A 13,908-nucleotide genomic window follows, 5' to 3' on the forward strand; every position below is an offset into this window, starting at 1 on the left:
CACGCTTGGCGTGCTCAGCCAAACCACCCAGTGTCGATAAACACTGTAAAAAGTTTATCGCTATAAAAATGAATCAAATTTAGGTGACGTGTCCGAGTGGCTGAAGGAGCACGCCTGGAAAGTGTGTAAAGGGCAACCTTTCGAGAGTTCGAATCTCTCCGTCACCGCCATCTTCTCTTCTGTTATTATCCAATGAATTTCCTCATATCAAAAAATAGCTTTTGCAGCTGCTTTTTAATTCGATAACATCGAAACTAAGCTATAAATTAATACAGTTTTCTCATGGGTATTCGGCAATCCCCACATTTTACTGTAAGGAGGTAATCTAAAAGTTACTTCGATTGAAATGAAAAGAGTTAACTAATGATACTATTGCTCTTAGTTCATTGGTTCCAAACATCGTTTTAGCCATTTCATTTACTATTAGTGATTTTACGGGCCGTCATTTTTACCCCGACAGTAATGATTCTATCCATTAGCATTTCATGAATGGTTAATTCAACATTTTCTAAAATAACCGATTTACCAACTTCTACATTATCTATGAGTTTACTTTTAATGAGCTGTTCTAAGGTTTCGTTTTCAGAGCCATTTACTTCTATATTATAGGAGTGAGATAATTCTAATATTCTTGTAGTAGCTTTAACTTTAAATTCGTCTAGCAAAGTATTGAGATTTTTTCGCTTTGATTTACTAGAGAAAACAAAATTCACAAAAGACCTAATTGCAGGCTTTAATACAATAAATAAATGATCGCCCGTCAATAATTGAGTTGAGCCTCTTGGTGCGATTATCTTATCGTTTCGGGTAATCATTGCAACTACGGCACTTTCAGGTAAGGCAAGTTGTGATAACCGTCGCTCTACCGCACGTGATTTCTCATCAATAGTGATTTCTACAATATCAGCATTTACATCTTTCAGTGACATAATTTCTAATGTGGCTGCTGGCTTCTCTTGAGGCGGCAATGTTAGCTTTAATGCTTTGGCCATTAAAGCCAAGGTAGAGCCTTGAACCGTTGCTGAAATAAGAACAACGAAAAACACTACGTTAAAGATAAGCGCGGCTCCGGGTAACCCAAATATATAAGGGAATATCGCTAAAATAATAGGCACAGAGCCTCTTAAGCCCACCCAAGAAACTAAGGTGATTTCTCGCCATCTAAACCTAAAAAGCGCGAGAATTGGAATTACTGCCAAAGGACGAGCGATAAAAATTAATACGAGTGCTATAACAAGGCCTTCTAGCCAAACCTCTAATAATAATGAAGGGGTTATTAATAAACCGAGTACTAAGAACATTGTTATTTGACTCAGCCAAGCAAGGCCGTCGTGAAATAAAAATGTGTTTTTTCTGGCGATAAAGTGACTATTTCCTATAACCGTGCCGGTAATAAACACAGCTAAAAACCCACTTCCGCCAACATAAGCGGTTATACCAAATGACAATAAACCGCAGGCTGCTACTAGCACAGGGTATAGACCTGCTGCTGATAACTGAGTGTTATTGATTAATTTGACTGATAACCAACCGATTAGTAACCCGAACAATCCCCCAAAACCCATTTGTGAGGCAAATAATGCTAATAATTGGGTGCCGGGCTCCATCCCATTAACTAAAATTTCTAACAGACCTACGGTAAGGAAGATGGCCATTGGATCGTTTGATGCACTTTCGATTTCAAGTGTAGAGCTAAGCTTTTTGTCTAAATTAATACCGGCATTGCGCAATAGTGAAAATACAGCAGCAGCATCAGTAGAGCCAACAATAGCGCCAATTAACATTCCATATAATAAGGGTAAATCTAAGATATAGGCTGCCGCGTATCCGGTAACTGCCCCGGTGATAAGTACACCAAGAGTTGCTAATGCAGAAGCTGGTTTCCACACCTTTTTAATTGATTTAAAAGGTGTTTGTAAACCACCGTCAAACAATATCATTGCTAATGCCAGCGTTCCTAGCGCATGCGCTGCTTCAGCATTATCAAACATTATTCCACCAGGACCATCTTCCCCTGCGAGCATACCAACTAATAAAAAGAGTACTAAAACAGGTAAGCCCAAACGAGCAGACAATTGACTCGACAAAATACCAATTAGAATAAGTGCGGCTGCAAGTAGAATAAACTGATCAATCAGAAACATTAGTTCCCCAGTACTCGCGCCTATGCGCGAAACTAATAAGGTAAACCTTTATTATATGGTAATTAATTCAACACATAAAATTTAATTATTTGTTATGTTTTTTGTTGTGAGCGGTAGGCAGTTTAGTAAGTTAGTTCCACAATCCCCATGATTCGATAATAATTCAGTGCGCACAGGCTGCTTATTTAACAGTTGTTTCAAAATTGTGATCATTTATTATTTAATGGGAATGAAAGGTCATTTTATAAATTGGCAAGTTATAGGAATATAAACGCACTATGTTAAATTCAGTAAATATTGGAACTCGTGAAGTAACACCTTCAAATATTATTTGTATCGGGCGGAATTATGTTGAACATATTGAAGAGCTTGGTAATGAAATTCCAGAAGAAATGGTCGTTTTCAACAAGCCTAATTCAGCAATATCAAAAGAGCTTTACTCGTTTTATGACGAACCTTTGCATTACGAAGCAGAGCTTTGTTTTATTGTTGAAAAAGGGCTGTTTTCAGCTGTAGGGTTTGGTATTGATCTGACTAAGCGCGCATTACAGGCTAAATTAAAAACGAGCGGATTACCTTGGGAACGCGCCAAAGCGTTTAACGGAGCTGCCGTATTCAGTGATTTTAAAACGATTACTCCTGATGATATCAATAACACTTTAAGGTTAGTGCTCACTATAAATGATGAGGTTGCCCAACAAGGAGGTGTTCAATTGATGATGCACAAACCTAATGAAATATTAACTGAATTATCATCTTTTACTACTGTAAATGATGGCGACATTATTATGTCTGGCACACCTAAAGGGGTTGGTAAGATTTCAAAAGGTGACTTATTTGAAGGCAACGTTTATTTAGGTGAACATTTATTAGTGTCAAAAAGTTGGGTAGCACAATAACCGAGGCTTTGTTTAACCGTTTAAATGTTTACAGAATAAAACCGCGGAATATTCCAGTAATGCTATAAGTAAATTATAAATTGATTGTACAAATGTTTAACATGTTGAATATATTTCAATACCCGATATAATTCGCCGTCTGCAAGAACAAGTACCATTAATTGAACAACCAGAACTGGTGTAGGGATGCATTTAAATGCGGTTTTATGTCAATAATTTTTGCTATTTAAGTGCTGAAAATAAATCATCGCTAACCGATGGTCGCCATTGCTTTGATAAGCATGAATTACCAAAATTAGATTGGGTTGCCCCTATGCAAAGAAGGCGATTGAGTGCCTTTACTAAAATGGCATTATACTGCGCATCAGAGGCCAATCGTGATAGAGATCCTATTCCTGTTGTGTTTTCTTCCAGACATGGTGATTTACATAAAACAGCTAGCCTTTTAGATTCCTTAGCGTTAAATGAAAGTCTATCACCAGCGAGGTTCAGTATGTCTGTGCATAATGCTTCTGCTGGGTTACTCAGTATTTTAACGAACAATAAAGCCGCATCAAATACCGTTTCTGCTGGGAAAGAGTCATTGTTGATGGCAATAATTGATGCGTATGCCAAGTTGATGAATGATAACAACGAACAAGTACTCGTTGTTCATTGCGATCAAGCATTACCGATTGAATACATCGGTTATCAAGATGAAAAACAAATTGACCATTGTTTAGCATTTATAATGTCTAAAAACATTACTACCGGTGAAGAGCTAATCATTGAGCATCGTGAACAAAGCGCACTTGATGAAAACACCATATTGCCTCATGGCATAGTTTTTGGAGAATTCCTGACCAACAAACACAACGATTGCTTATTGCACGGACGAAGAAGTAACTGGTTTGTTAAGGCGATAACGTGAACCATATCAGTTATGTTTGGCGGTTAATCGCAACAGGGTTTTGTTTTTTTGTTTTCGGTTTTGGAGGTTTGATTATCTCTATTTTTATTTGTCCGTTACAAGTTTTAATTTATTCAAATAGAGACAAAAGAAAGCGTAAAGCACGTAAAATGGTGCATTACTTGTTTAAAGGTTTTGTATGCTTATTAAAATATAGTGGCACAGCAAAATTTAACATTGAAAATAAGAACCACCTCGAGCACTTGTCAGGAAATATAGTGATGGCTAATCATCCCTCACTAATTGATGTTGTTGTGCTTATTTCTATTATTCCAAATGCAGATTGTGTTGTTAAAGCAACCTTATTTAACAACCCTTTTATTAAGGCCATTTTAAGTAACACTGGGTATATCAGTAATGATTGTGCTGATGGTGTAATTGAAGATTGCCGGCAATCACTTCATTGTGGAAATAACCTTATTATTTTCCCTGAAGGAACACGAACAATACCTGGTGAAGTGGTAAGGTTTCAACGAGGAGCAGCCAATATTGCTTTGCGTTGTAACGCTCCTATAACGCCAGTTTTAATAAACGTTGAGCCAACGACCTTAACAAAAGCGGAAAAATGGTATCATATTCCAAATAAACGCTTTGTATTTAGTTTAATGTTAGCCAATAAAACACCGTCATTTACTTTTACTGGTGAGAATGCAATGAGCAAAATGAGTCGTCAGTTTACCGCTGTTTTAGAACAGCATTACCGAGAGGAAATAGCAAGAATATGAGTGATTTAGTACTCGAAGTGAAAATGTTAATCATTGAATCTTTGGATCTGGAAGATGTTACTGTTGACGATATTAAAAATGATGAACCGTTATTTGTAGATGGTTTAGGATTAGATAGTATTGATGCTTTAGAATTAGGCTTAGCGATTAAAAAACGTTTTGATATTAAACTTGATGCAAACTCAGAAGAAACTAAACAGCATTTTTCGTCAGTGAATAGTTTGGTCGAATTTATACGAAGTGTTAAAAATCAATAGGTATACAGATGAAGTCTAGAGAAGAAATGTTAACAACATTAAGCGAAATTTTAGTTGAAGATTTCGAGGTTGATGAAGCTGATATCAAGCCGGAAACACATTTATATGAAGAACTTGAGCTAGATAGTATCGATGCTGTTGACTTGGTTGTTAAGTTAAGCCAAATAACTGGAAAAAAAATTAACCCTGATGCGTTTAAACGCGTAAGAACGGTTGGTGATGTTATTGATGAACTTGAAGCATTATTATTGACCAAGTGAAAACTCCGCTAACTGTGCTATTGGGTGGACTTGTAATTGTCTACCCGTTTATTGTTTATTTTGGCTTACAATACGTTGAACCCCGTTGGCTTGGTATTGCGCTTTTGAGTATCGTGATCTTGCGATTTCAATTATCTAAATCGTTGGTGAATAAAATGCCTTGGTTGCCTGTGTCGACGGTTTTAGGTGCATGCGTCATCTTATTTTCCATCATTATCAATCAAGATAGTGGAATTTTATTTTATCCTGTTATTGTCAATGTTGCTTTGTTTTTGGCGTTCAGTTATTCGCTAGTGAGAAAGCCTTGTGTGATTGAAACTTTCGCTCGCATTACAAATGATAATTTAAGTGAGAAAGCGGTTCATTATACTGAAAATGTTACCAAGGTATGGTGCATTTTTTTTGTTTTAAATGCTTCCATATCAACGTACACAACATTGTGCTTATCAAAAGAAGCGTGGGTGCTGTATAACGGCTTTATCGCTTATATTGCTATGGCAATAGTTTTTTTAATAGAGTTATTGGTTAGGCGTTCAGTACAAAAAAACGATGAAAATAAATAAATTTATTGGTGAAAATCCTCAGTTGTTTTCTGGGCAATCGCCGTATTCCAGTGATGACTTTCTTCAAGATGTTGAACAATATCGACGGTTAATTAAAACGACCATTGCGGTACGTTCTTCGATAAAAGTTATGCTCTACGACGCTAATATTTACCGTTTTTTAGTGCGGTTTTTGGCTTTGGGTATTGAAAACGTTAGTGTGATTTTACCGCCTAACGAACAAGTTGGTACGCTTGAAAGTATCGCCGAATCTGCTGACTATACTGCTGGTAATATATTAATCAGTGATATGCCTTCGATTGAAGATGCGTGCTTATTCACTGAAAAAATGTCGGCGCCAATTTGGCCTGAAAGTAGTGAGGTTGTTTTTTTTACTTCAGGTACATCGGGCAAACCAAAAGCTATTATCAAAAACTGGTCATTATTAAATAAAGAATTGTTAACATTAGCAAAACTGTTTCCAATGTCAGCAGAAAGTGCTTTTGTTTCCACGGTTTCACACCAACATATTTATGGTTTGCTTTTTCGAGCCCTACTTCCGTTAAAAAATGGCAATACCGTTTATCAAACCCAAGAATTTCCTGAGCATATTGCTAACGTTATACGTCATCACAAACACGTAGTGTTAGTTTCGAGTCCTGCGTTTTTATCTCGTTTAGTTGAAGACAACGTTATCGCAAGGTATCAACATCATTTGCATGTTGTTTTTTGTTCTGGGGGAAAATTAGAAGTTAGTCATGCATTACGTTTATTTGCACAATTTCAAAAACCAATAACGCAAATTTATGGCAGTACAGAATCCGGAGGAATTGCATATCGACATGTTTGTAAACCGTCTGATGAACTTTGGCAATTGTTCCCTGGTGTAAAATGTGAAGTAGACCCTAGCTCTCATCGATTATTACTTCATTCACCTTTTGTGAAAGAAGATACATTACAGCTTGATGATATTTGCCAAATAGAGCAGGGAAAATTACGGTTGCTAGGCAGGGTAGATCGAACCATTAAACTTGAAGAAAAACGAGTTAATTTAACGCATATGGAGGAGGTGTGTTGCCAGCATGAATGGATTGAAAGTGTTAAACTTTTTGAGTTGAAACAACAAAGAACAATAATAGCAGCTGTTGTGGTATTAACCCCTTTGGGAAAATCGGCACTAGCAGAGCAAGGTTCACGAAGCGTAACGGTTCAATTAAAAACATATCTACAACAATATTTTGAACGAGTAACGCTACCACGTAAATGGCGTTTTGTAGAACGCTTCCCTTATAATGCACAGGGAAAATTACCAATGAATGAATTGGAGAAGCTGTTTGTCTGATTTAACAAATATTTTACCAAATATTGAAGCTGTTAAGGTTTTTGATAATGAAGTATCAATGTCAGTGTTCGTTGCTGAGAATATTGATTACTTTAAAGGCCACTTTCCACAAGCGTCAATTTTGCCAGGTGTTGTGCAGCTAGATTGGGCAATACACTTTGCTAGAGAATATTTATCGATTTCGAATTCTGCGGTTAAAAATGTTGAAGTGTTAAAATTTCAAGAAGTAATCACTCCTAACATGAAAGTGACACTGCTATTAACACTAAAAAGTGCAGATAAATTTACCTTTAAATACATTTCAGCTAAAGGTACACATGCTTCAGGGCGAATAGTGTTAGAGGAAACCTAGTTGCGATACTGTTTTGTGATACCTAATTATAACCATATTGAAAACCTAGCCGCTCAAATAACGGCATTAGCTAAGCATGGTCTAACAATTTTCATGGTTAATGATGGTAGTGATTTACAGGTAAAGTCAGACTTAGAAGCGCTTACTGCTCAAGAGCCGTTATTAACGTTATTACATCATGAAACTAATCAAGGCAAAGGTGGGGCAGTTCAAACTGGGCTAACATATGCATTGGCAGAAGGGTTTGATTATGCCATTCAAGTGGATGCAGACGGCCAACATTGTCTTGATGACATTCCAGCGTTAATTGCGTTATCTCAACAATTCCCACATTCGGTTATAAGTGGAAAGCCTGTTTATGATGATTCTATACCCAAGCTTCGTTATTTAGCTCGTTATATTACGCATTTTTGGGTGATAATCGAAACTCTTTCAACGTCATTAAAAGACACGATGTGCGGTTTTCGTGTTTACCCATTAAAGCCAAGTGTTGCTTTGCTCGATAACGTGGCAATCGGCAAACGAATGGATTTTGATATTGAAATTTTAGTTCGTCTTTATTGGCGAGGGGTTAGAACTCAATTTATAGAAACAAATGTTATTTATCCTCAAAACGGAATTTCTCATTTTAAAGCATTTGAAGATAATGTCAGAATTTCATGGATGCACACCAAATTATGCTTTGGTATGTTACTTAGATTGCCAATCTTAATTGCGAGAAAATTCAAACAATGAAGAAAAGTAACCAACATTGGGCGAAAATGGAAGAAAGAGGCTCAAGGGTTGGCTTAAAAATTCTTTTATGGGTTTATCGAGTATTTGGTAGAAGGCTATTATGGCTAGTGCTTTTTCCAGTGGTGTTATTTATGTTCCTTACAGGAAGCAGAGCAAGGTTAGCGTCGTATCAGTTTTTTAAACAAGCGCATCGTGTCAATAGTGATGTACCTAAGCCTAGTTTTTACACCAGTTTAAAACATTTTTGTCAATTTGCAGATTCAGCATTTGATAAGTTAGATGCATGGCTGAACAGAATAAAGCAACAAGATTTAACCTATAACGATAGCCAAGTATTTCCTCGATTAGTTGAACAAAACAAAGGGGCAATTTTTATCGGTTCACACCTAGGAAATTTAGAAGTATGTCGCGCATTAAGTTACGGAAAGTATACAACAAAAATTAACGTGCTTGTTTTTACTGATCATGCCGTAAAGTTTAACGAAATGCTGCAAAGTTTGAATGATGGTGTTGCGATTAACTTAATTCAAGTTGGTGCAATGTCACCTGCACTAGCTATTACACTAAAAGAAAAAGTCGACAACGGTGAAATGATAGTAATAGTTGGCGATAGAACTAGTGTTACTCAACAAAATCGCGTGGAGTATGTGCCATTTTTAGGTCAAGATGCTGCCTTTTCTCAAGGGCCGTTTATACTTGCCGCATTGTTAGATTGTCCAATTTATTGGTTTTTTTGCTTTAAAGAAAAGGGTGGTTTTCATGTTATTTTTGAACATGTTAGCAACGGGCTTAGCTTACCGAGAAAACAAAGAGACATTATTTTAAAAGAGGTTATCACTGCATATGCTGAACGATTAGCGTATTATGCGGTGCGTTATCCGTTTCAATGGTTTAATTTTTTTGACTTCTGGCAGAAAGATGAAACTGTAAGTAGAAGAAAAGAAAAATAAGTTAGGGTAAAAATGAATTCAGTCGTATTTGGTCAAGGCAGACTAGCCATCGAAGATATCGTTGCAATTGCAACCGGTGATGTTGCTGTTGAAATTACTAGCGATAAACATTTCGTTGAACGTATTGAGAGCGCTGTAACGTTTCTAGACGCTTTATTAGCGGAAGATGGCGTGATTTATGGCGTTACAACAGGTTATGGTGATTCTGTCACTACTGAAATTCCTTTAGATCTCGTTCAAGAGTTGCCGTTACACTTAACGCGTTTTCATGGCTGTGGTCTAGGCGATTATTTTGATGAAACTCAAGGGAAAGCGATTTTAGCTACTAGACTAGCATCTTTAACTCAAGGGTATTCAGGAGTTAGTTGGGATTTACTCAATTTGCTGTCAACGTTTATCAATGAAAATATTATTCCTGTGATCCCACAAGAAGGCTCTGTTGGTGCTAGTGGTGATCTTACTCCTTTATCATACGTGGCTGGCGCGTTAGTAGGTGAACGTGATGTTTATTATCAAGGCAAAGTATCAGCAAGCCGCGATATTTTAAAACAGCTAGCGTTAACCCCCATTACTTTACGTCCTAAAGAAGGGCTCGCGATTATGAACGGAACAGCTGTGATGACAGCGTTGGCGTGTTTAGCTTATGACCGTGCACAATATTTAGCAAAAATAGCAGCTCGCATCACGTCTTTATCTAGCATAGCGCTTAAAGGTAATAGCCATCATTTTGATGAAATTTTATTTTCGGTTAAACCGCATCAAGGCCAACAACTTGTTGCGAAACGTATTCGAGATGATTTAAATCATCATGAACACCCACGAAATGCGGATAGGCTTCAAGATCGATACTCAATACGTTGTGCTCCTCATGTGATTGGTGTGTTGCAAGATAGCTTGCCATTTTTTAAAACCACCATAGAAAATGAGTTAAACTCAGCAAATGACAATCCGATTATTGATGGCATAGGTGAACATGTACTTCATGGTGGGCACTTTTATGGTGGTCATATTGCGATGGTGATGGACAGTATGAAAACTGCCGTAGCGAACCTTGCTGATTTAGCTGATAGACAGATTGCATCGTTAGTAGATACCCGTTACAACAATGGCTTACCAGCAAACCTTACTTCAAGTTGCGATCAACGTCGTTATATAAACCATGGCTTTAAAGCAGTACAAATAGGAGCCTCTGCTTACACAGCAGAAGCATTGAAATTAACAATGCCTGCAAGTGTGTTTTCTCGATCTACAGAGTGTCATAATCAAGATAAAGTCAGCATGGGCACTATTGCTGCGCGGGATGGTTTACGTGTTTTACAATTAACGGAGCAAGTATTAGCAAGTACATTACTTGCGGCCGTACAAGGAATTCGTATTAGATTAGCAAATAATGAGCTTACATTAGATTCATTATCGCCTAGTTTGATTACTATGTATCAAGACATTGCGAATTATTTTCCAGATTTATCAGAAGATAGACCGTTAGAGAGTACGCTAAGACAAACGATCAGTCATATTCAAAATCAACGTTGGCCTTTATATGAAGAGTAAAGATGCGTTAATCAGTGCTTATGCTGAAATAGATATTCCTTTTCAAGATTGTGATCCTATGCAGGTTGTTTGGCATGGTAACTATGCTCGGTACTTAGAAGAAGCGCGTAGAGAGCTATTACGTAAAATTGATTATGACTATTTGCAAATGCAAGCATCTGGCTTTATGTGGCCGATTATTGATATGCGATTAAAGTATGTAAATTCAGCGTACTTTTCTCAGTTGATCCGTGTAGATGCTTACCTAAAAGAGTATGAGTCTCGATTAAAAATAGACTATATCATTTCTGATGTGAAAACTGGTCAAAAATTAACAAAAGCCTACACCATTCAAGTTGCTGTTGATATTGAATCGCGCGAGATGCAATTTGAAAGTCCGAAACTTTTTATCGATAAAATTCAATCATGGTTAAGTTAATTTTTTTCTGTTGTTCGTTGTTGGTGATTGTATGGTCACAGTCAATACATAGCTTCGAGCTCAATGCTGAGCAAGCGATGGAAATGTTATCAATAACTCCTGAACAAAACACCAACGGAACATTTAAACAGAAAAAATTTTTTAAAGTGTTAGCGACACCTTTTATTTCTACTGGCTTTTATCGTCAAACAAGCAACAATTTTAAATGGGTGACGACTGAGCCGGTTCGTAGCACATTAATTTTTGATGGTGAAAAACTTTGGCAACAGAATGGTTCAGAAATTCGGGTGGAACTACCTTTGGCTAATCACTATATTAATGTTGTTAAAGCATTAATTAAGGGTGATTTGTATGCGTTAAAAACATACTTTTCTTTTAAAAAAAGTAAAGTTAATAACTGTATAACCTTGTTACCATTAGATAATAAAATTGCTTTGATTGGTGAAAGTATTCAGTTTTGTTACCAAGGTAAACGACTTTCCATTCGCATTAACGAAAGCAGTGGAAATTATACTGACTTGAAGATAACACCTGCTGATAAAAGCGTTGAAAATTAAAGAGCTGTAATGAAAAAGCGAATCGGGCTATTGATTGTACAAGTGTTAATCACAGTAATGATGTTGCTGTATTTAGCTCGACAAGGTATTAATGTTCAAGCAGATATCTTAAGTACATTACCTGCATCAGATTATCCTGAATTTGTTATTGATGCTGAAAAAAAGCTATTCCAACGTTCGGCTAATCAAATTATTGTCTCATTTGCTGGCGAAAACAAAGTAGTAGCTTATCAACACATGCTATCTAACATCCAACAAAAAGGTTGGCAAGCTACTTTGCCAAATAAAGACAGAATAAATCAATTAGCGAATTTTTATAGCCAGTATACTGGTAGTGTTCTTTCAAATGATTTTCGAAAAAATATATCAACGAAAAAGCGTTATGATAATTATTTTAATCAACAGCTTTCGCAAGTAGCAAATCCAATTGTCAGCCAAACCTTTACAAATGATCCCAGCCTTGCAACTGCCAGTTTTATTCACGAAAGGCTTTTCCAATACTCATCAGTAACAGTAAAAGAAAACTATTTCATCGCTACAAGCTCACCTAAGCAACCTATTTTACTTTTTATTGATGTGCGTGAGACTGAAAAACCGCCAGTTGATATTAACCAGACGATAGTGATATCAGAACAAGTTAAACGATTGGTGAGTGAAACATTATTGCAATACCCAGAATTAACCATAAAAACGTCCGGTATACTGTTACATACCGCTGAGAATGCAGCGAACGCTAAGTGGGAGATGAGTGTTTTTGGCAGCTTAAGTCTATTAGCCACTATCGTTTTAGTCGTCTGGGCATTTCATTCGATTATTCCTGTTTTTTGGATCATGCTGACGGTGGGCAATGCATTTTTAGTAGGACTTTGTGCACTGATGTGGAGTTTTGAATCAATACATGTGATCACGCTCGTTTTTGGTGTGACGTTAATTGGTTTAACCGTGGATTATTGCTTACATGTTTTGACAAGTAAGTATGTAAGGCCGAGGCATAGAGTAGGGAAGACATTGTTTTTTGCTTTGGTGACAACACTAATCTGTTATGGCTTATTTTATTTTACCCCGCTATTGATATTAAAACAGGTTGCCGTATTTGTTAGCTTTGGATTAATAGCTGCTTTTTTTACCAGTTTATGGCTAGAAAGAGTGTTAATTTTTCAAGATCTAAATCAATCTTCAGTGCGCATATTAAACCTAAGAGAATTTAAATCCTTACTGTTAAAGTTTCAGCCGATTGTTTTAACGGTTGTAGGTACAATTATTGTGGTTTCCATATTTAAACCATTACAATTTGACGATAATATTGCTTCATTAAATGCTAGCTCTGACGAACTGATAGACGCTGAACGCTATCATTTTAAATTGCTCAATCAGCAGTCAATTTATCGAGTGTTCATCTACGCTAACTCAATAGAGGCCTTGTTACAAAAAGAAGAAGTTATCGCTGCCCAATTACGTACAGCATATCCCTTAGTTAACATCAATAAATTAAGTGATTGGCTCCCTTCAAAAACACAGCAAATTTTTAATTTCCAACGTTTTAAAGAAGCGGAGGAAAACGATGTTTTTTCATTGTTAACAAAAATGGTTCCTACATTTCAACTACCTAGTAATGGAGCTTATTTAACATTTGATAACTTTTCTCAAAGTCTACAAATGCAGTACGTTAACCATTTATATACTGGTACTGAGAATGGTCATGTGTCAGTGATGGAGTTAAGTGCAATACCTAAACAAGCAATATCCTCGTTTTTGGCCGATAAAAATCAGACAATTTTATTTGATAAACAATCGTCATTGACTGACGTTGTGCAGCAATTTAGACAAGCGCTTAGTTATTGGCTTATCGCTGCTATAGGGGCTATTTTACTATTGTTATTAATACGATACGAATTAAAAACAATGCTAAAAGCTGCCATGGTTATGGTCGCTTCTATTTATAGCGCACTCTTTATTTCACAGTTATTCAATGGCACTTTGTCTATTTTTAATTTGTTGAGTGCAATGTTACTAATTGGCTTGGCGGTAGATTACTTAATCTTTTATCGTGAACGGCAGCTAAGCCAAGCAAACTTTTTAGCAGTGAGTTTATCTGCTGCTTCATCAATACTGGTTTTTGGAATGTTAGCATTTAGTCAAACTCCGGCTATATATAGTTTTGGCTTGACTGTCACTGTAGGATTGCTCTTGATTTATATATTGGCCCCAATAGTGGCAAAGGAATGAA

At 36.6% G+C, this 13,908-nt stretch carries 15 protein-coding genes and 1 tRNA gene; 15 read left to right on the forward strand and 1 reads right to left on the reverse strand.

Annotated elements, in window-relative coordinates; genetic code table 11:
- The first annotated feature begins 82 nt into the window (after positions 1-82).
- Positions 83-170 (forward strand) — tRNA-Ser (locus tag Q4489_RS06345).
- A 243-nt stretch (positions 171-413) separates the two neighbouring features.
- Here the strand turns inward: Q4489_RS06345 and Q4489_RS06350 are convergent.
- Positions 414-2,144 (reverse strand): potassium/proton antiporter, encoded by a 1,731-nt coding sequence (locus tag Q4489_RS06350; RefSeq protein WP_303478218.1) that lies wholly within the window; start codon positions 2,142-2,144, stop codon positions 414-416.
- Positions 2,145-2,422: 278 nt separating this feature from the next.
- Between Q4489_RS06350 and Q4489_RS06355 the strand changes: the two genes are divergently transcribed.
- From Q4489_RS06355 to Q4489_RS06420, 14 genes are all read left to right on the forward strand, one after another.
- Positions 2,423-3,043, forward strand: a complete 621-nt coding sequence (locus Q4489_RS06355; protein WP_303478220.1) for a fumarylacetoacetate hydrolase family protein — start codon at positions 2,423-2,425, stop codon at positions 3,041-3,043.
- 196 nt (positions 3,044-3,239) lie between these two features.
- Positions 3,240-3,953: a beta-ketoacyl synthase chain length factor gene (locus Q4489_RS06360; protein ID WP_303478221.1), complete on the forward strand. Its 714-nt coding sequence runs from the start codon at positions 3,240-3,242 to the stop codon at positions 3,951-3,953.
- The gene (locus Q4489_RS06365; RefSeq protein WP_303478222.1) at positions 3,950-4,717 is read left to right on the forward strand and encodes a 1-acyl-sn-glycerol-3-phosphate acyltransferase; all 768 of its coding nucleotides are present in this window, start codon (positions 3,950-3,952) and stop codon (positions 4,715-4,717) included. Before Q4489_RS06360 ends, Q4489_RS06365 begins: the two co-directional genes overlap by 4 nt.
- A complete protein-coding gene (locus tag Q4489_RS06370) occupies positions 4,714-4,974 on the forward strand; it encodes a phosphopantetheine-binding protein (RefSeq protein WP_303478225.1) in 261 nt (86 codons plus the stop codon). The genes Q4489_RS06365 and Q4489_RS06370 overlap by 4 nt, the downstream gene beginning before the upstream one ends.
- 8 nt (positions 4,975-4,982) lie before the next feature.
- On the forward strand, positions 4,983-5,234 hold the full coding sequence (locus Q4489_RS06375) for an acyl carrier protein (RefSeq protein WP_286272171.1): 252 nt from the start codon (positions 4,983-4,985) through the stop codon (positions 5,232-5,234).
- Positions 5,231-5,797, forward strand: a complete 567-nt coding sequence (locus Q4489_RS06380; protein ID WP_303478226.1) for a hypothetical protein — start codon at positions 5,231-5,233, stop codon at positions 5,795-5,797. The genes Q4489_RS06375 and Q4489_RS06380 overlap by 4 nt, the downstream gene beginning before the upstream one ends.
- Positions 5,784-7,118 carry an AMP-binding protein gene (locus Q4489_RS06385; RefSeq protein WP_303478228.1) on the forward strand — a complete coding sequence of 445 codons (1,335 nt, stop codon included), beginning with the start codon at positions 5,784-5,786 and terminating at the stop codon, positions 7,116-7,118. Before Q4489_RS06380 ends, Q4489_RS06385 begins: the two co-directional genes overlap by 14 nt.
- Positions 7,111-7,470: a thioester dehydrase gene (locus Q4489_RS06390; protein ID WP_303478229.1), complete on the forward strand. Its 360-nt coding sequence runs from the start codon at positions 7,111-7,113 to the stop codon at positions 7,468-7,470. Before Q4489_RS06385 ends, Q4489_RS06390 begins: the two co-directional genes overlap by 8 nt.
- On the forward strand, positions 7,471-8,205 hold the full coding sequence (locus tag Q4489_RS06395; protein WP_303478231.1) for a glycosyltransferase family 2 protein: 735 nt from the start codon (positions 7,471-7,473) through the stop codon (positions 8,203-8,205).
- On the forward strand, positions 8,202-9,155 hold the full coding sequence (locus Q4489_RS06400) for an acyltransferase (protein WP_303478232.1): 954 nt from the start codon (positions 8,202-8,204) through the stop codon (positions 9,153-9,155). The genes Q4489_RS06395 and Q4489_RS06400 overlap by 4 nt, the downstream gene beginning before the upstream one ends.
- Positions 9,156-9,167: 12 nt before the next feature.
- Entirely contained in the window at positions 9,168-10,706 is a 1,539-nt protein-coding gene (gene hutH / locus Q4489_RS06405; RefSeq protein ID WP_303478233.1) for a histidine ammonia-lyase, read from the forward strand.
- Positions 10,696-11,124: a thioesterase family protein gene (locus tag Q4489_RS06410; protein ID WP_303478234.1), complete on the forward strand. Its 429-nt coding sequence runs from the start codon at positions 10,696-10,698 to the stop codon at positions 11,122-11,124. Before hutH ends, Q4489_RS06410 begins: the two co-directional genes overlap by 11 nt.
- A complete protein-coding gene (locus tag Q4489_RS06415; RefSeq protein WP_303478236.1) occupies positions 11,112-11,681 on the forward strand; it encodes an outer membrane lipoprotein carrier protein LolA in 570 nt (189 codons plus the stop codon). Before Q4489_RS06410 ends, Q4489_RS06415 begins: the two co-directional genes overlap by 13 nt.
- Before the next feature lie 9 nt (positions 11,682-11,690).
- Positions 11,691-13,907 carry an MMPL family transporter gene (locus Q4489_RS06420; protein ID WP_303478237.1) on the forward strand — a complete coding sequence of 739 codons (2,217 nt, stop codon included), beginning with the start codon at positions 11,691-11,693 and terminating at the stop codon, positions 13,905-13,907.
- Position 13,908: the final 1 nt, after the last annotated feature.

It is taken from the genome of Thalassotalea sp. 1_MG-2023 (assembly GCF_030546745.1).
In the GTDB taxonomy this organism is placed as follows: Bacteria; Pseudomonadota; Gammaproteobacteria; order Enterobacterales; family Alteromonadaceae; genus Thalassotalea_C.